This is a genomic window from Bradyrhizobium sp. CCBAU 25338, from assembly GCF_028128965.1.
GTDB lineage: Bacteria > Pseudomonadota > Alphaproteobacteria > Rhizobiales > Xanthobacteraceae > Bradyrhizobium > Bradyrhizobium liaoningense.
The window spans coordinates 53,814-70,584 of record NZ_LFKY01000043.1; the positions used below are offsets into that span (position 1 = coordinate 53,814).

At 63.3% G+C, this 16,771-nt stretch carries 28 protein-coding genes; all 28 read right to left on the bottom strand.

Annotated features, from left to right (window positions below; genetic code table 11):
* Positions 1 to 7: 7 nt before the first annotated feature.
* A complete protein-coding gene (locus ACM42_RS33760; protein ID WP_271532399.1) occupies positions 8 to 1,039 on the bottom strand; it encodes a DNA-directed RNA polymerase subunit alpha in 1,032 nt (343 codons plus the stop codon).
* A gap of 112 nt (positions 1,040 to 1,151) precedes the next feature.
* A complete protein-coding gene (gene rpsK, locus ACM42_RS33765) occupies positions 1,152 to 1,541 on the bottom strand; it encodes a 30S ribosomal protein S11 (protein WP_007603045.1) in 390 nt (129 codons plus the stop codon).
* 131 nt (positions 1,542 to 1,672) lie between these two features.
* Positions 1,673 to 2,041, bottom strand: coding sequence for a 30S ribosomal protein S13 (gene rpsM / locus ACM42_RS33770; protein ID WP_028137012.1), 369 nt, complete (start codon positions 2,039 to 2,041; stop codon positions 1,673 to 1,675).
* 185 nt (positions 2,042 to 2,226) lie between these two features.
* Positions 2,227 to 3,117: an adenylate kinase gene (locus ACM42_RS33775; protein ID WP_271532402.1), complete on the bottom strand. Its 891-nt coding sequence runs from the start codon at positions 3,115 to 3,117 to the stop codon at positions 2,227 to 2,229.
* Positions 3,114 to 4,325 (bottom strand): preprotein translocase subunit SecY, encoded by a 1,212-nt coding sequence (locus tag ACM42_RS33780; protein WP_271532404.1) that lies wholly within the window; start codon positions 4,323 to 4,325, stop codon positions 3,114 to 3,116. The genes ACM42_RS33775 and ACM42_RS33780 overlap by 4 nt, the downstream gene beginning before the upstream one ends.
* A complete protein-coding gene (gene secY, locus ACM42_RS33785) occupies positions 4,322 to 5,653 on the bottom strand; it encodes a preprotein translocase subunit SecY (protein WP_271532405.1) in 1,332 nt (443 codons plus the stop codon). The genes ACM42_RS33780 and secY overlap by 4 nt, the downstream gene beginning before the upstream one ends.
* 148 nt (positions 5,654 to 5,801) lie before the next feature.
* Positions 5,802 to 6,287 carry a 50S ribosomal protein L15 gene (gene rplO / locus ACM42_RS33790; protein WP_271532407.1) on the bottom strand — a complete coding sequence of 162 codons (486 nt, stop codon included), beginning with the start codon at positions 6,285 to 6,287 and terminating at the stop codon, positions 5,802 to 5,804.
* A 75-nt stretch (positions 6,288 to 6,362) separates the two neighbouring features.
* Complete coding sequence (gene rpmD, locus ACM42_RS33795; protein WP_027554162.1) at positions 6,363 to 6,557, bottom strand: 50S ribosomal protein L30; 195 nt, start codon at positions 6,555 to 6,557, stop codon at positions 6,363 to 6,365.
* A gap of 25 nt (positions 6,558 to 6,582) precedes the next feature.
* A complete protein-coding gene (rpsE, locus tag ACM42_RS33800; RefSeq protein WP_014494507.1) occupies positions 6,583 to 7,179 on the bottom strand; it encodes a 30S ribosomal protein S5 in 597 nt (198 codons plus the stop codon).
* Between the two features lie 47 nt (positions 7,180 to 7,226).
* Entirely contained in the window at positions 7,227 to 7,589 is a 363-nt protein-coding gene (rplR, locus tag ACM42_RS33805; protein ID WP_024342458.1) for a 50S ribosomal protein L18, read from the bottom strand.
* Between the two features lie 11 nt (positions 7,590 to 7,600).
* Positions 7,601 to 8,134 (bottom strand): 50S ribosomal protein L6, encoded by a 534-nt coding sequence (gene rplF, locus ACM42_RS33810; protein ID WP_028177973.1) that lies wholly within the window; start codon positions 8,132 to 8,134, stop codon positions 7,601 to 7,603.
* A 16-nt stretch (positions 8,135 to 8,150) separates the two neighbouring features.
* Complete coding sequence (gene rpsH / locus ACM42_RS33815; RefSeq protein WP_027554158.1) at positions 8,151 to 8,549, bottom strand: 30S ribosomal protein S8; 399 nt, start codon at positions 8,547 to 8,549, stop codon at positions 8,151 to 8,153.
* 14 nt (positions 8,550 to 8,563) lie between these two features.
* A complete protein-coding gene (rpsN, locus tag ACM42_RS33820; RefSeq protein WP_035673563.1) occupies positions 8,564 to 8,869 on the bottom strand; it encodes a 30S ribosomal protein S14 in 306 nt (101 codons plus the stop codon).
* Between the two features lie 46 nt (positions 8,870 to 8,915).
* Positions 8,916 to 9,473 (bottom strand): 50S ribosomal protein L5, encoded by a 558-nt coding sequence (rplE, locus tag ACM42_RS33825; protein ID WP_018647250.1) that lies wholly within the window; start codon positions 9,471 to 9,473, stop codon positions 8,916 to 8,918.
* Positions 9,466 to 9,780 (bottom strand): 50S ribosomal protein L24, encoded by a 315-nt coding sequence (gene rplX, locus ACM42_RS33830; protein WP_028177970.1) that lies wholly within the window; start codon positions 9,778 to 9,780, stop codon positions 9,466 to 9,468. Before rplX ends, rplE begins: the two co-directional genes overlap by 8 nt.
* Positions 9,780 to 10,148 carry a 50S ribosomal protein L14 gene (gene rplN, locus ACM42_RS33835; protein WP_007603030.1) on the bottom strand — a complete coding sequence of 123 codons (369 nt, stop codon included), beginning with the start codon at positions 10,146 to 10,148 and terminating at the stop codon, positions 9,780 to 9,782. Before rplN ends, rplX begins: the two co-directional genes overlap by 1 nt.
* 84 nt (positions 10,149 to 10,232) lie before the next feature.
* Positions 10,233 to 10,481 (bottom strand): 30S ribosomal protein S17, encoded by a 249-nt coding sequence (gene rpsQ, locus ACM42_RS33840; RefSeq protein WP_028177969.1) that lies wholly within the window; start codon positions 10,479 to 10,481, stop codon positions 10,233 to 10,235.
* Positions 10,482 to 10,494: 13 nt separating this feature from the next.
* Positions 10,495 to 10,701 carry a 50S ribosomal protein L29 gene (gene rpmC, locus ACM42_RS33845; RefSeq protein WP_011088144.1) on the bottom strand — a complete coding sequence of 69 codons (207 nt, stop codon included), beginning with the start codon at positions 10,699 to 10,701 and terminating at the stop codon, positions 10,495 to 10,497.
* Between the two features lie 5 nt (positions 10,702 to 10,706).
* Positions 10,707 to 11,120, bottom strand: a complete 414-nt coding sequence (gene rplP, locus ACM42_RS33850) for a 50S ribosomal protein L16 (RefSeq protein ID WP_008136349.1) — start codon at positions 11,118 to 11,120, stop codon at positions 10,707 to 10,709.
* Between the two features lie 30 nt (positions 11,121 to 11,150).
* Positions 11,151 to 11,873 (bottom strand): 30S ribosomal protein S3, encoded by a 723-nt coding sequence (gene rpsC, locus ACM42_RS33855; protein WP_028177968.1) that lies wholly within the window; start codon positions 11,871 to 11,873, stop codon positions 11,151 to 11,153.
* A gap of 17 nt (positions 11,874 to 11,890) precedes the next feature.
* Positions 11,891 to 12,277, bottom strand: a complete 387-nt coding sequence (gene rplV, locus ACM42_RS33860; protein WP_024342451.1) for a 50S ribosomal protein L22 — start codon at positions 12,275 to 12,277, stop codon at positions 11,891 to 11,893.
* A 10-nt stretch (positions 12,278 to 12,287) separates the two neighbouring features.
* Positions 12,288 to 12,566 (bottom strand): 30S ribosomal protein S19, encoded by a 279-nt coding sequence (rpsS, locus tag ACM42_RS33865; RefSeq protein ID WP_008136357.1) that lies wholly within the window; start codon positions 12,564 to 12,566, stop codon positions 12,288 to 12,290.
* Between the two features lie 12 nt (positions 12,567 to 12,578).
* On the bottom strand, positions 12,579 to 13,412 hold the full coding sequence (gene rplB, locus ACM42_RS33870; protein WP_092294147.1) for a 50S ribosomal protein L2: 834 nt from the start codon (positions 13,410 to 13,412) through the stop codon (positions 12,579 to 12,581).
* Positions 13,413 to 13,424: 12 nt separating this feature from the next.
* A complete protein-coding gene (locus tag ACM42_RS33875; RefSeq protein ID WP_007603019.1) occupies positions 13,425 to 13,727 on the bottom strand; it encodes a 50S ribosomal protein L23 in 303 nt (100 codons plus the stop codon).
* A complete protein-coding gene (gene rplD / locus ACM42_RS33880) occupies positions 13,724 to 14,344 on the bottom strand; it encodes a 50S ribosomal protein L4 (RefSeq protein ID WP_035709574.1) in 621 nt (206 codons plus the stop codon). The genes ACM42_RS33875 and rplD overlap by 4 nt, the downstream gene beginning before the upstream one ends.
* Position 14,345: 1 nt before the next feature.
* Entirely contained in the window at positions 14,346 to 15,059 is a 714-nt protein-coding gene (rplC, locus tag ACM42_RS33885) for a 50S ribosomal protein L3 (protein WP_024342448.1), read from the bottom strand.
* A 98-nt stretch (positions 15,060 to 15,157) separates the two neighbouring features.
* Positions 15,158 to 15,466: a 30S ribosomal protein S10 gene (gene rpsJ / locus ACM42_RS33890; protein ID WP_002712302.1), complete on the bottom strand. Its 309-nt coding sequence runs from the start codon at positions 15,464 to 15,466 to the stop codon at positions 15,158 to 15,160.
* A gap of 85 nt (positions 15,467 to 15,551) precedes the next feature.
* Entirely contained in the window at positions 15,552 to 16,742 is a 1,191-nt protein-coding gene (gene tuf, locus ACM42_RS33895) for an elongation factor Tu (RefSeq protein WP_028177965.1), read from the bottom strand.
* Positions 16,743 to 16,771 lie beyond the last annotated feature (29 nt).

Sequence of the window (16,771 nt, forward strand, 5' to 3'; positions counted from 1 at the left end):
CATTCGCTCAGTAATGATCCTCGAAGCGCTTGGCGAGCTCGTCGATGTTCTCCGGCGGCCAGCCCGGCACTTCCATGCCGAGGTGCAGACCCATCTGGGCCAGCACTTCCTTGATCTCGTTCAGCGACTTGCGACCGAAATTCGGAGTGCGGAGCATTTCCGCTTCGCTCTTCTGCACGAGGTCGCCGATGTAGACGATGTTGTCGTTCTTCAAGCAGTTGGCCGAACGCACCGACAGCTCGAGCTCGTCCACCTTCTTGAGGAAGGCCGGGTTGAAGGCGAGGTCCGGGATGATCTCCTGGGCGACTTCCTTGCGCGGCTCTTCGAAGTTGACGAACACGTTGAGCTGATCCTGCAGGATGCGCGCAGCGTAGGCCACCGAATCGTCCGGCGTGAGCGCGCCGTTGGTCTCGATCGTCATGGTCAGCTTGTCGTAGTCGAGGATCTGGCCCTCGCGGGTGTTCTCGACCTTGTAGGAGACCTTGCGGACTGGCGAGTACAGGCTGTCGACCGGGATCAGGCCGATCGGCGCGTCCTCGGGACGGTTGCGCTCGGCGGGCACGTAACCCTTGCCGGTGGAAACCGTGAACTCCATGCGGATCTCGGCGCCCTCGTCGAGCGTGCAGATCTGCAGATCGGGGTTCAGCACGACCACGTCGCCGACGGTCTGGATGTCGCCGGCGGTGACGACGCCCGGGCCCTGCTTCTTCACGACCATGCGCTTGGGGCCTTCGCCCTGCATCTTGATCGAGATGTCCTTGATGTTGAGGACGATGTCGGTGACGTCCTCACGGACGCCCGCGATCGAGGAGAACTCGTGCAGCACGCCGTCGATGTGCACCGACTGCACCGCTGCGCCCTGGAGCGAGGAGAGCAGGATCCGGCGCAGCGCGTTGCCGAGGGTCTGGCCGAAACCACGCTCGAGCGGCTCGGCGACGATGGTCGCAAAACGCGAGGAATCGCTGCCGGGCGTAACCTGGAGCTTGTTCGGCCGAATCAGTTCTTGCCAATTTTTCTGGATCGTCACTGTTTCACCCATACAGGCCAGTCAATTTGACAGTTCAAATACTGGCGTTGGAGAAAGGCCGCAGATCATTCCCGCGGCTTCTTAGTAAAGTCATCGCGGGCGCCGATGCGCCCGCAACTTGGTATCAAACGCGCCGACGCTTACGGGGACGGCAACCGTTGTGCGGAATCGTTGTCACGTCACGGATCGAGGTGACGGTGAAGCCCGCTGCCTGGAGCGCGCGGAGCGCCGACTCACGGCCCGAACCGGGGCCGGCGACTTCGACTTCCAGCGTGCGCATGCCGTGCTCCTGCGCCTTCTTGGAGACGTCTTCGGCAGCGACCTGCGCGGCGTACGGGGTCGACTTGCGCGAGCCCTTGAAACCCATCGTGCCGGCCGAAGACCAGGCAATCGTGTTGCCCTGCGCGTCGGTGATGGTGATGGTCGTGTTGTTGAACGACGAGTTCACATGCGCGACGCCGGAGGCGATGTTCTTGCGCTCACGACGACGAACGCGGGTGGCTTCCTTGCCCATTGAGTCCCTTTCCTGAAGATCTCAAACGCCGCCGTAATGCCAGCGGCTACACCTGTGGAAGCAAATAGTGAGTAGCGAATGGCGAATAGGGATGCTCCCTACCCGCCATTCGCCATTGCCTATTCGCGAGTTTACTTCTTCTTGCCGGCGATGGCCTTGGCCGGACCCTTGCGCGTGCGCGCATTGGTGTGAGTGCGCTGGCCGCGCACCGGCAGACCGCGACGATGACGCAGGCCGCGATAGCAGCCGAGGTCCATCAGACGCTTGATGTTGATACCGACCTCGCGACGAAGATCGCCCTCGACGAGATAGTCGCGGTCGATGACTTCGCGGATCTGGAGCACTTCGGCGTCGCTGAGCTGATTGACGCGACGATCCACGGGGATCTTCACCTTCTCCAGGATCTCACTGGCGATCTTCTGACCGATGCCATGGATGTACTGGAGCGCGATCAGCACGCGCTTGTTGGTGGGAATGTTCACGCCGGCAATACGGGCCACGGCCTTCTCTCCTGTCGCCGATCCTCGTCAGGATCGGGCTTTAAGTGCTTGTGTTCTCGGGCAGGTGTTCACAAACGCGAACACGACGCCAACCCCCGGTCTTCCTGGGGCCCGGCATCGTCTGAAACTATCCGACTTGGATGCGGGGCTTATTAGGGGATTCCGGGGGCTTTCGTCAACCGCTGCTAGCGTTGGGCTCGCTTTTTCGTGACCTTTTTTGCGGTCTTTTTGGCACCCTTTTTGACGGCCTTCCTGGCGGTCGCTTTTGCGGCCTTTTTGGCCGTTTTCTTGGTCGCGGCCTTGGTAGCGGTCTTGGTAGCGGTCTTGGAACCCTTCACGGCTTTCTTGACCGCCTTTTTGGCAGCTTTGGCGGCTTTGGCCGCCGTTTTGGCTGCCTTCGCCGGTTTTTTGGCCGATTTCTTCGCCGCCTTGGCCTTTTTGGCCGGCGCCGCCTTGGCCGCGCTTCTGGAGTGGGTCTTGGGCTCGACCGCGCCGAGCGCCAGAAGCTGGCGGTGGATGGCGCGGGTGACCTCGTCGATGGCCATCATGCCGTCGATGGTCGAGAGCTTCCGACGCTCGGAATAGTAGTGAATCAGCGGTTCCGTCTGGCTGCGGTAGCTGGCCAGCCGCTTGGTCAGGACCTCAGGGGTGTCGTCGAGCCGGACCTCCTCCCCGCGCTCCCGCATCTGGGCGACACGGGTCTCGACGCGGCTCAGCAGTGCGCTCTCGTTGACGCGGAGCTCGATCACGGCGTCGAGCTTGAGATGCTTCTGCTTGAGCAGCTCATCCAGCGCCTCGGCCTGCGGCACGGTGCGCGGGAAACCATCGAGGATGAAACCGTTCCTGGCGTCCGGCTGGTCGATCCGGTCGGAGATGATTCCGACCACGACCTCGTCCGGAACGAGGCCGCCACTGGCCATGATCTCCTTGGCCTTCAGCCCGACCGGCGTTCCAGCCGCAACCGCCGCGCGTAGCATCTCGCCGGTCGAGAGCTGGACGATGCCATAGCGCTGCACCAAGAGTTGCGCCTGGGTCCCCTTGCCCGACCCCGGCGGTCCCAGAAGTATAATTCTCATCGGCGTACGCCCCCCGGATTGGTGAGCGATACGTCGCGCACCTGTGCTTTGATATCAAGAGCGGTGCAAACCACAACCAGCGCCGCACCACCATTGACGACCATACTATAAGGCAGACCGATCCCGTAAAGGTCGAACACCTCCGGAATCAACTGCAACGCCGTCAGGTAGACGGCTCCGACGACCGTCGTCAATGACACGACGCGATCGAGATAGGCGGCGGTCGCCTCGCCGGGCGCGACACCGGAAATGATGCCGTCACGTTGCGCCAGGGATTTGGCCGTGTATTCGGGATCGATGACATAAGCGGTGTAGATGAAGGCCAGCACGAACACCGCGACGGACACGAGGATGAGGTGCGCCGGCTGCCCGAGTTGAAGATGGCGATAGGCCGCGGCGACCAAGGGGTGATCGGCGCCCATGACGACGCCCGCAAGAGCGAGCGGGAGAAAGAAGATCCATGGCGCCATGGTGACCGGAATCAGGAACCCCGCGCTGTTGAGCTTGATCGGCAGCACCGCTTCGCGCACCGGCAGTTGCCGCGCGCCGACATTGAGCGCGCCGAACTCGACCCGAACATTTCGCCGTGCGCTTTCGACAAGCACGATCACAGCGACGGTCGCGACCCATAACACGGCGTGGAAGAGCACGAGATTGCCCGAGATCGCCCCGCTCCGCACGACGTCTGCGATGCCGGCGACGTCTCGCGGCAGAGAGACGAGCATGCCGACACTCAAGATCAGCGCCAGACCGTTGCCAATGCCGTAGCGGGTGATCTGTTCGCTCAGCCACACCAGCACAAAGACGCCGCCAATCATCGAGGCCGTGGCCGTCATCACGAACCAGCCGTCGGGATTCCTGACGAGCTGCGGAATGGAAATCAGCGCCGAGGAGATGCCGTAAGCCTGAAAAGCGGCAAGAGCCAGCGTGAGTCCGAGCGTGGCACGGGCCACCTTGCGTCGGCCCTCCTCGCCCGACCGCTCGAGCGAACTAAGGCCGCGCCACACGACAGACAGCAACCGGAGGAAGATCGCCGCAGTCAGATAGGGAACGAGGCCGAGCGAAAACAGCGAAAGGCGGCCGTTGAAATCGGGTAGCGACGAGAGACGCGAAACATCCAGCCCCGCGATCGGGATCTGCGTGCCCAGCCTGAAGAGGAGAAGCGCGCCGATCGTGAAAGCGATTCGGCGCGCGAGCTCCCTGCTCATCTACGGCGGCCACGCAGCTTGGACTTCCGGATCAGGCCCTCATACTGATGGGCCAGAAGATAGCCCTGGACCTGCGCCACCGTATCCATGGTCACACTGACGACGATCAGCAGCGAGGTGCCGCCGAAATAGAACGGCACCGACGCGTAGGAGATCAGGATCTCGGGAATCAAGCAGACGATCGCCAGATAAATTGCGCCGAGCACCGTAATGCGCGACAGCACGTAGTCGATATATTCGGCAGTGCGCTCGCCAGGACGGATGCCCGGAATGAAGCCGCCGTGCTTCTTCAGATTGTCCGCGGTCTCGGTCGGGTTGAACACGATCGCGGTGTAGAAGAAGGCGAAGAACACGATCAGCGCAAGATACATGATCAGGAACAGCGGACGGCCATGGCCGAGCTGGGTGTTGATCCACTGGAACCACTCCGGCCCGCTGCCCGCGTTGAAGTTCGCAACCGTGGTCGGCAGCAAGAGCAGCGAGGACGCGAAGATCGGCGGGATCACGCCCGAGGTGTTGAGCTTGAGCGGCAGATGCGAGGACTGGCCCTCGAACATCTTGTTGCCGACCTGGCGCTTCGGATACTGAATCAGGAGGCGGCGCTGCGCGCGCTCCACGAACACGATGAAGGCGATCACGGCGACGGCCATGATGATGACGACCAGGATCAGGCCGGTCGACATCGCGCCCTGGCGGCCGAGCTCGAGCATGTTGGCGAGCGCCGCGGGCAGCTCGGCGACGATGCCGGCGAGAATGATCAGCGAGATGCCGTTGCCGATGCCGCGCGAGGTGATCTGCTCGCCCAGCCACATCAGGAACATGGTGCCGCCGGTCAGCGTGATCGCCGTGGACAGGCGGAAGAACATGCCGGGCTCGCTGACGACGTTGCCGGCGCCTTCGAGGCCTACCGCGATCCCGTAGGACTGGAATGCCGCCAAGATGACCGTCAGATAGCGAGTGTACTGATTCAGCGTCTTGCGACCGGCCTCGCCTTCCTTCTTCAGCGCCTCGAGCTGCGGCGAGACGGTGGTGAGGAGCTGGATGATGATCGAGGCCGAGATGTACGGCATGATGTTCAGCGCGAAGATCGCCATGCGGTGGATGCCGCCGCCGGCGAACATGTTGAACATGCCGAGGATGCCGCCCGCCTGGGAGCGGAACACCTGTTCCCAGATGTTCGGATCGATGCCGGGCAGCGGGATGTAGGTCCCGAGCCGATAAACGAGCAGCGCACCCAGGGTGAACCAGATGCGCTTCTTCAGTTCGTCGGCCTTGGCGAACGCGCCGAAATTGAGATTGGCTGCCAGTTGTTCCGCTGCAGAGACCATCTTGGACTTTCTCCCGCCGCCTGTTGCGCCGTCATGCCCGCGGCCGGGCTACTTTAGCGGACGCCGGACATTATCTGGGGCTCGGCTTCGATAAGTCCACGTCCCGCATGCGTAAAGGCCCGCGAGCCGCGGGCCAATGACGCAGTTGTTACGCCGCCTCGCCTTCTTCCTTGGCAGGGGCGAGGATCTTCACCGAGCCACCGGCCTTCTCCACCGCCGCGATTGCGGTCTTGGTGGCGCCATGCACTTCGATGTTGAGCTTGGACTTGAGCTCGCCGCGGCCGAGCAGCCGCAGACCGCCCTTGGCGCGGCGCAGCACGCCGCCCTTCACCAGGGCCTCGACGTTCACGACGCTGCCGGTATCGATCTTCTTGGCATCGACAGCTTCCTGGAGCCTGTCGAGATTGATCTCGGCGAACTCGATGCGGAAGATGTTGTTGAAGCCGCGCTTGGGCAGACGGCGATGCATCGGCATCTGGCCGCCTTCGAAACCCTTGATGCGCACGCCCGAACGCGCGGTCTGGCCCTTGCCGCCGCGGCCGGACTGCTTGCCCTTGCCGGAACCGATGCCGCGGCCGACGCGCATACGCTTCTTGCGCGAGCCGGCGTTGTCGGCGATATCGCTGAGCTTCATCGCCCTTCTCCTTGTGTCTTGCGCACGATCTTCACCGAAAACCGCTTCCCGCTCCTCGGGATCGTGCGCCTTTGCTTACTTCTCGTCGACGATACGGACGAGATGGTGAACCTTCTCGATCATGCCACGGACCGCCGGGGTGTCCGGCAGTTCGCTGATACGGCCGATCTTGTTGAGCTTGAGCCCGATCAGCGTCGAACGCTGCGAGTGATGGCGGCGGATCGCGCTGCCGGTCTGCTCGAGCTTGATCGTCTTTGCGGCCTTGGCCATAGGAGTCTACTCCGAAAAGCTTCCGTTAGTCGGCAGCCGCCTCGGCATCGCCGCCGATACGACGGGACTGGAGGGTGGACACCTTGATGTTGCGACGGGCTGCGACCGAACGCGGCGAATCCTGGTGCTTCAGCGCGTCAAAGGTCGCGCGCACCATGTTGTACGGGTTCGACGAGCCGATCGACTTTGCCACCACGTCCTGGACGCCCAGCGTTTCGAACACGGCGCGCATCGGACCACCGGCGATGATGCCGGTACCGGCCGGAGCTGCACGCAGGTAGACACGGCCCGCGCCATGACGGCCGGCGATGTCGTGATGGAGCGTGCGGCCCTCGCGCAGCGACACGCGCGTCAGGTTGCGCTTGGCGGACTCGGTCGCCTTGCGGATCGCCTCGGGCACTTCGCGCGCCTTGCCGTGACCGAAGCCGGCACGACCCTTCTGGTCGCCGATCACGACCAGCGCTGCGAAACCGAAGCGCTTGCCGCCCTTGACGACCTTGGCCACGCGGTTGATGTGGACGAGCTTGTCGACGAACTCGCTGTCGCGCTCCTCGCGCTCCCTGCGTTCACGTCCGCCGCCGCGTTGATCGCGTCCACCACGTTGTTCGCGTTCAGCTGCCATGGTTTTTCCAATCCTTCAGAGGCTTGCGCCTCAATCCTCAAATTCTGTTAGAAGCTCAGCCCGCTCTCACGCGCCGCGTCGGCCAGAGCCTTGACGCGCCCGTGGTAGAGATAGCTGCCGCGATCGAACACGACTTCCTTGACGCCCTTCTCGGCCGCGCGCTCGGCCAGCAACTTGCCGACCGCCTTCGCCGCATCGATGTCGGCGCCGGTCTTGCCGCCGTCGCGCATCGACTTCTCAAGCGAGGAGGCAGAGGCCAGCGTCTCGCCCTTCAGGTCGTCGATGACCTGGGCGTAGATGTGCTTGGACGAGCGGAACACTGACAGGCGCGGACGGCCGCCGGCGGAACGGCGCAGCTTCAGCCGCACACTCCGCTTGCGCCGGGCATTCGTAACCTTGGCTTTCGACATGACCGGCTCCGTTACTTCTTCTTGCCTTCCTTGCGGAAGATGAATTCGCCCACATACTTCACGCCCTTGCCCTTGTAGGGCTCCGGCGGACGATAGGAGCGGATCTCGGCGGCGACTTGGCCGACGCGCTGGACGTCGCTGCCCGCCACCGTGATCTCGGTCGGCTTCGGCACCGTGATCGTGATCCCCTCGGGGATCGGATAGATCACGTCGTGGCTATAGCCGAGCGCGAGCTGCAGGTTCTTGCCCTGCATCGCGGCGCGATAGCCGACGCCGGTGATCTCAAGCTTCTTCTCGAAGCCCTTGGTGACGCCTTCGACCAGATTCGCGACCTGGGCGCGAGCGGTACCGTACAGCGCCCGCGCGCGGTTGGTCTCGGTCCGCGGCTTGACCTTGACCTGGCCGTTCTCGAGCTTCACCTCGACGTCGTCATGGACGATAAACTGAAGCTGGCCCTTCGGCCCCTTCATCTTGACGGTCTGGCCGTCGACGGTCGCAGTAACGCCCGACGGCACCGTCACAGGCTTTTTGCCAACACGTGACATGGATCGAAAATCCTTCTCAGAACACCGTGAAGAGGACTTCACCGCCCACATTCGCGTCGCGCGCGCTGTGGTCGGCCATGATCCCCTTCGGCGTCGACAACACCGAAATCCCGAGTCCGTTGTTCACCCGCGGCAGGTTCTTCACCGAGGCGTAGACGCGACGCCCGGGCTTGGAAACGCGCTCAATCTCGCGGATGACGGGCTCGCCGTCGAAATACTTCAGCTCGATCTCGATCTCGCTGCGGCCCGAGGAATGCTCGAGCGTGGCGTAACCGCGGATGTAGCCCTCGGTCTTCAGAACCTCGAGCACGTTCTCGCGCATCTTCGAGCCGGGCGTGGAGACCTTGGTCTTCGACCGCATCTGCGCGTTGCGGATACGGGTGATCAGATCGCTGATTGGATCGTGCGTAGACATCTAAACGACCCTCCTTACCAGCTGGACTTCACGAGGCCGGGGACCAGGCCCCTGGAGCCAAGGTCGCGCAGCGCGATACGGGACAGCTTGTTCTTGCGGTAGTTCGAGCGCGGGCGGCCCGACAGCTCGCAGCGCAGGCGGATGCGGGTCGCCGACGAATTGCGCGGCATTTCCGCCAGCTTCAGGGTCGCGGCGAACCGCTCCTCCATCGGCAGCGTCTTGTCGGCGATGATCGCCTTCAACCGCTCGCGCTTGGCGGCGGCGTTCTTCACCATCCGCTTGCGCCTGTTGTTCTTCTCGACTGAACTCTTCTTTGCCATGCTTGGCTCCTGGGTATCCGCGTTTGAGAGGCTCTAGGTCAGCGTCTCACTGCCGGAACGGGAAATTGAAAGCGGTCAACAAGGCCCTCGCCTCTTCGTCGGTCTTGGCCGTGGTGCAGACGGTGATGTCCATACCGCGGGCTTCCGTGACCTTGTCGAAGTCGATCTCGGGGAAAATGATGTGTTCCTTGATGCCGAGCGAGTAGTTGCCGCGGCCGTCGAAGCTCTTCGGGTTCAGGCCGCGGAAGTCGCGGACGCGCGGCAGTGCGACCGTCACCAGGCGATCGATGAACTCGTACATGCGGGCCTTGCGCAGCGTAACTTTGCAGCCGATCGGCTGGTTCTCACGCAGCTTGAAGGTCGCGATCGCGATACGCGAATAGGTCACGATCGCCTTCTGGCCGGCGATCTGGGTCAGCTCGGCAGCGGCGGTCTCGGCCTTCTTGCGGTCGTTGACGGAATCGCCAACGCCCATGTTCAGCACGACCTTGTCCAGACGCGGAACCTGCATGACGTTCTCGTAACCGAACTTCTCGGTCAGAGCCGTGCGGATCTTCGCATCATATTCCGCGCGCAGGCGCGGCGTGTAAGCGGCCTCAGCCATCGATCTCAGCTCCCGAGCTCTTGGCGATGCGGACCTTCTTGCCGTCCGCCAGAATCTTGAATCCGATGCGGGTCGGCTTTCCGTCCTTGCCGACATACGCGATGTTGGACAGTTGGATCGGCGCCTCTTTCGAGATGATGCCGCCCTCCTGGGCCTGCGTCTGCTTCTGGTGACGCTTGACCACGTTGATGCCGCGCACGAGCGCGGTACCGGCGTCGGGACGCACCTCGAACACCTCGCCGGTGCGGCCCTTGTCGCGGCCGGTCAGCACGACGACCTTGTCGCCCTTGCGGATCTTCGCAGCCATCACAGCACCTCCGGCGCGAGCGAGATGATCTTCATGTGGTTCTTGGCGCGCAGCTCGCGCGGCACGGGCCCGAAGATACGGGTGCCGACCGGCTCGGACTGGTTGTTGATCAGGACGGCGGCGTTGCGGTCGAAGCGGATGACCGAACCGTCAGCGCGGCGGATGTCCTTGCGGACGCGCACCACGACGGCCTTCATCACGTCGCCCTTCTTCACCTTGCCACGCGGAATCGCTTCCTTGATCGACACGACGATGATGTCGCCGATCGTGGCGTAGCGGCGCTTGGAGCCTCCGAGCACCTTGATACACATGACACGGCGTGCGCCAGAATTGTCGGCCACGTCGAGGTTGGTCTGCATCTGAATCATTGATGCACCTCGTCCTCTTTCTCTTTGCGCCAGCCCAGCCGGCGCTCAACATTTCCCTGAAGTCAGTCGGCTAGAGCCAACAGATCAGGCGCTTTTCTTGTGTTCGCCCCGGATCACGACCCAGCGCTTCAACTTCGAAATCGGCTTCGTTTCCTCGATCCACACCATGTCGCCCGGCTTGAACTCGTTGCTCTCGTCGTGCGCGTGGTAATTCTTCGACCGGCGGATGGTCTTCTTGTAGATCGGGTGCGTGAAGCGGCGATCGACCCGCACCACGATGGTCTTGGCTTGCTTGTCGCTGACGACCACGCCCTGCAAAGTACGTTTCGGCATCTTCGTAAGCCTCTTACTTCTTCTTGGCGCGCGTCTGCGCGGCGACGGTCTTGATCCGGGCGATGTCACGGCGAGCCTCGCGCAGGCGCGAGGTGTTCTCGAGCTGCCCGGTGGCGCGCTGGAAGCGCAGGTTGAAGCGCTCCTTCTTCAGATTCAGGATGGCGTCATCCTGCTGGTCGGGGCTCATCGCGCGGATGTCTTCGATCTTCATCTGGGCCATGGCCATTACTCCGCAATGCGCTCGACGAAGCGCGTCTTGATCGGCAGCTTGGCTGCCGCCAGGGTCAGCGCCTCACGCGCGGTCTGGGTGTTGACGCCGTCGATCTCGAACAGCACCCGGCCCGGCTTGACGCGCGCGACCCACAATTCCGGCGAACCCTTGCCGGAACCCATGCGGACTTCGGCCGGCTTCTTGGATACCGGAACGTCGGGGAACACGCGGATCCAGACGCGGCCGGCGCGCTTCATGTGACGGGTCAGCGCGCGACGGGCGGCTTCGATCTGGCGCGCGGTGACGCGCTCAGGCTCGGTCGCCTTGAGGCCGAACTGGCCGAACGCCAACGTCGCGCCCGAAGACGCAACGCCGTGGATGCGGCCCTTGTGCGCCTTCCGGAACTTCGTTTTCTTAGGTTGCATCATGGCTTTAAGCCCTCAAATTCCTGTGCGGCTTTAGGCTGCAGCCGTGTCGCGGCGCTGACGGCCACGATCACCACTGCCACCCGTCTCGCCTTCGGCCATTCTCTTGTCCTGGGCCATCGGATCGTGCTCGAGGATCTCGCCCTTGAAGATCCAGACCTTGACGCCGCAGGTGCCGAAGGTCGTGAACGCGGTCGCAACGCCGTAGTCGATGTCGGCACGCAGCGTGTGCAGCGGCACGCGGCCTTCACGGTACCACTCCATCCGCGCGATTTCCGCACCGCCCAGACGTCCCGAGCAATTGATGCGGATGCCCTCCGCGCCGAGGCGCATCGCCGATTGCACGGCGCGCTTCATGGCACGGCGGAACGCCACGCGGCGCTCGAGCTGCTGCGCGATCGACTCGGCCACCAGCGTCGCATCGAGCTCCGGCTTGCGGATCTCGACGATGTTGATGACGACGTCGGACGAGGTGATGTCCGCGACCTTCTTGCGCAGCTTGTCGATGTCCGCACCCTTCTTGCCGATCACCACACCCGGACGGGCCGAGTGGATGGTGACGCGGCACTTCTTGTGCGGACGCTCGATCACGATGCGGGCAACGGCCGCCTGCTTCAGCTCCTTGTGCAGGATCTCGCGGATCTTGACGTCCTCGTGCAGCAGCTTGCCGTATTCCTGCTTGCCGGCGAACCAGCGGGAATCCCAGGTCCGGTTGATGCCGAGACGCAGACCGATCGGATTGATCTTTTGACCCATCGTGTTCTCCTGCGCTCTTAAGCGGCTGCTTCGGCTTCGACCTGACGAACGATGATCGTCAGCTGCGAAAATGGTTTGTAGACACGACCCGAGCGGCCGCGGCCGCGGGCGGCAAAGCGCTTCATCACGAGGCCGTTGCCGACAAAGGCCTGCGCCACGACGAGATCGTCGACGTCGAGGTCATGGTTGTTCTCGGCGTTGGCGATAGCCGATTCCAGGCACTTCTTGACATCGACCGCGATCCGCTTGCGCGAAAACTGCAGGTCGGCGAGCGCGGCAGACGCCTTCCGGCCGCGAATAAGCTGGGCGACCAGGTTGAGCTTCTGCGGGCTCACCCGCAGCATCCGGGCGACCGCCTTGGCCTCGTTCTCGGCGAGGCTCCGTTCGCGCTTAGGTTTGCTCATCGTGTAATCCTCAAGCCTTCTTGGCTTTCTTGTCGCCGGAGTGGCCATGGAAGGTCCGGGTCGGCGAGAACTCGCCGAACTTGTGACCGACCATTTCCTCGTTGACGGCCACCGGCACGTGCTTCTGACCGTTGTAGACGCCGAAGGTCAGGCCGACGAACTGCGGCAGGATCGTCGAGCGACGGCTCCAGATCTTGATGACGTCGTGACGGCCGGACGCGCGCGCGGCATCTGCCTTCTTGAGCAGAGAACCCTCGACGAACGGGCCTTTCCAGACTGAACGAACCATGTCCGGCGTTCCTTACTTCTTCCGCTTGTGGCGGCTTAGGAGAATGAATTTGTTGGTCGACTTGTTGGTGCGGGTCTTCTTGCCCTTGGTCGGCTTGCCCCACGGAGTGACCGGGTGGCGACCGCCCGAGGTACGACCTTCACCACCGCCGTGCGGATGGTCGATCGGGTTCATCGCGACACCACGGTTGTGCGGCCTGCGGCCCATCCAACGCTTGCGACCGGCCTTGCCGATCGAGGTGTTCATGTGATCCGGGTTCGACACCGCGCCGATCGTGCCGCGGCAACGGCCGTGCACCAGACGCTGCTCGCCCGAATTCAGGCGGATGATGACGTAGTCCTGGTCGCGGCCGACGAGCTGGGCATAGGTGCCCGCGGAACGGGCGAGCTGGCCGCCCTTCCCGATCTTGACCTCGATGTTGTGGATGATCGTGCCGACCGGCATATTGCCGAGCGGCATGACGTTGCCCGGCTTCACGTCGACATAGTTGCCGGCGACGATCGTGTCACCCACGGCCAGGCGCTGCGGCGCCAGGATGTAGGCCTGCTCGCCGTCCTGATACTTGATCAGCGCGATGAAGCCGGTGCGGTTCGGATCATACTCCAGCCGCTCGACGGTCGCGGGAACGTCGATCTTCTCGCGCTTGAAGTCGACGGTACGCAGCGTCTGCTTGTGACCGCCACCGCGGAAACGCACGGTGATGCGGCCGGTGTTGTTGCGACCGCCCGAGGACTTCTTGCCCTCGGTGAGCGCCTTGACCGGCTTGCCCTTGTACAGGGCCGAACGATCGACCATGACCAACTGGCGCTGGCCGGGCGTCGTGGGATTGAATGTCTTCAGTGCCATCGTCGTACGACCTTACAGACCGGTGGTCACGTCGATCCGGTGACCCTCTTCGAGGGTCACGATCGCGCGCTTGGAGTTCGACTGCGAGCCGAGATTGCCGCGGAAGATCTTCGTCTTACCCTTGCGGACCAGCGTGTTGACGCTCTTGACCTTGACGTCGAACAGCTTCTCGATCGCTTCCTTGATCTGCGGCTTGGTCGCCTTTGCGGCCACCTTGAACAGCACCTTGTTGTGCTCCGAGGCGATCGTCGCCTTTTCGGTCACGACCGGCGACAGGATCACGTCGTAGTGGCGAGGCTCGATGTTCTTCGTCATTTGAAGCGCGCCTCCAGCGCATCGATGGCGGCCTTGGTCAGAACAAGCTTCTGACGGCGCAGGATGTCATAGACGTTGATGCCCTGGATCGGCAGCACATCCATGTTCGGGATGTTGCGGGCCGCAGCGGCAAAGCCGTTGTTGAGCTCGGCGCCGTCGATGATCAGCGCGTTGGTGAGCCCGAGGCCCGAGAAGTGACCGAGCAACGCCTTGGTCTTGGCGGTCTCGAGCGCGGCCTTGTCGATCACGACGAGATCGCCGTCCTTGGCCTTGGCCGAGAGCGCATGCTTCAGAGCGAGCGCGCGGACCTTCTTCGGCAGGTCGGTGGCGTGCGAACGCACCACCGGACCGAAGGCACGGCCGCCGCCGCGGAACTGCGGCACGCGGGCCGAGCCGTGACGAGCACCGCCGGTACCCTTCTGCTTGTACATCTTCTTGCCGGTGCGCCAGATCTCGGCGCGACCCTTGGCCTTGTGCGTGCCGGCCTGGCGCTTGTTGAGCTGCCACTGCACGCAGCGCGCGATGATGTCCTCGCGCGGCTCGAGGCCGAAAATGGCGTCGGAGAGCTGGACCGAGCCGGCTTCCTTACCTTCGAGGGTGGTGACCTTCAATTCCATCTCACGCCTCCTGCGCAGCCGGAGCGGCTTCCGCGTCGCCAGCAACCTTGAACTTGCCGGGCTTCGGAGCTTCCTTCGGCAGCGGCTTCTTGACGGCGTCGCGCACGCGGATCCAACCGCCCTTGGAGCCGGGAACGGCGCCTTCGACGAGGATCAGGCCGCGCTCGACATCGGTCTGGACGACGCGAAGGTTGAGCGTGGTGATGCGGTCGACACCCATGTGGCCGGGCATCTTCTTGTTCTTCCAGGTCTTGCCGGGGTCCTGACGACCACCGGTCGAACCGATCGAGCGGTGCGAGATCGACACACCGTGCGTGGCGCGCAGACCGCCAAAGTTCCAGCGCTTCATGCCGCCGGCGAAGCCCTTACCGACCGAGGTGCCGGTGACGTCGACGAACTGGCCGACGACGAAGTGATCCGCCTGGATCTCGGCGCCGACCGGGATCATCGCATCTGCGCTGACCCGGAACTCCTCGACCCGGCGCTTCGGCTCGACCTTGGCGACCGCGAACTGGCCGCGCTCGGCCTTCGGCATGTAAACGGTCTTGCGGCTGCCAGAACCGAGCTGGAGCGCGACGTAACCGTTCTTCTCTTCGGTGCGGTGGCCTACGACCTGGCAATTGCCGAGCTTCAGCACGGTCACGGGGATATGTTCGCCGGCCTCCGTGAAGACCCGCGTCATCCCGACCTTTTGTGCGATCACTCCGGAGCGCATCGGCTTGCTTCCTGTTCTTTCTGTCCTTGCGGACTAGCTAATCTTCGTAGTGAGCAAGATCCGGTCAGAGAACCGGTGCCCACTTCTCGGGGTCTTGCTCAGAGCTTGATCTCGACGTCGACACCGGCGGCCAGGTCGAGCTTCATCAAAGCATCGACGGTCTGCGGGGTCGGATCGACGATGTCGAGCAGGCGCTTGTGCGTGCGCATCTCGAACTGTTCGCGGCTCTTCTTGTCGACGTGGGGCGAACGGTTGACGGTGAACTTCTCGATGCGCGTGGGCAGCGGAATGGGTCCGCGGACCTGCGCGCCGGTGCGCTTCGCCGTGTTCACGATCTCGCGGGTCGACGTATCGAGGATACGATGGTCGAACGCCTTGAGACGGATACGAATGTTTTGGCCGTTCATTGCCGTGCTTTCTTTGAGTAGAGTGGCGAGTAGCGAGTAGCGAATAGAATTCCCTATTCGCCACTCACCATTCCCTATTCGCTTGTTACTCGATGATCGAGGCGACGACGCCGGCGCCGACGGTGCGGCCGCCTTCGCGGATCGCGAAGCGGAGCTTCTCTTCCATCGCGATCGGCACGATCAGGTGCACTTCCATCGCGATGTTGTCGCCCGGCATCACCATCTCGGTGCCTTCCGGCAGGTGCACGACACCGGTCACGTCGGTGGTGCGGAAGTAGAACTGCGGACGGTAGTTGGTGAAGAACGGAGTGTGGCGACCGCCCTCTTCCTTGGTGAGGATGTAGGCCTCAGCCTTGAACTTGGTGTGCGGCTTGACCGAACCGGGCTTGGCCAGAACCTGGCCGCGCTCGACGTCCTCACGCTTGGTGCCGCGGAGCAGCGCGCCGATGTTGTCGCCCGCCTGGCCCTGATCGAGCAGCTTGCGGAACATTTCAACGCCGGTGACGGTGGTCTTCTGGGTGGCGCGGAGACCGACGATCTCGATTTCCTCGCCGACCTTGACGACGCCGCGCTCGACACGGCCGGTCACCACGGTGCCGCGGCCCGAGATCGAGAACACGTCTTCAACCGGCATCAGGAACGGCTGGTCGATCGGACGCTCCGGCTGCGGGATGTACTCGTCGACGTTGCGCATCAGCTCGAGGATGGCATCGTGGCCGAGCTTCTTGTCGGAGTCTTCGAGAGCGGCGAGCGCCGAACCCTTGATGATCGGGATCTTGTCGCCGGGGAACTCGTACTTCGAGAGCAGTTCGCGGACTTCGAGCTCGACGAGCTCGAGCAGCTCCGGATCGTCGACCATGTCGCACTTGTTGAGGAACACGACGAGCGCGGGGACGCCGACCTGGCGGGCGAGCAGGATGTGCTCGCGGGTCTGCGGCATCGGGCCGTCAGCGGCGGACACGACCAAGATCGCACCGTCCATCTGGGCCGCGCCGGTGATCATGTTCTTCACGTAGTCGGCGTGGCCGGGGCAGTCGACGTGGGCGTAGTGGCGATTCTGCGTCTCGTACTCGACGTGCGCGGTCGAGATGGTGATGCCGCGGGCCTTCTCTTCCGGCGCCTTGTCGATCTGGTCGTACGCGGTGAACGTCGCACCGCCGGTCTCGGCGAGGATCTTGGTGATCGCCGCGGTCAGCGACGTCTTGCCATGGTCGACGTGACCGATGGTGCCGATGTTGCAGTGCGGCTTGTTACGTTCAAACTTTGCTTTGGCCATTTGACTCTCCGTTCAATCGTCAGCTTGAG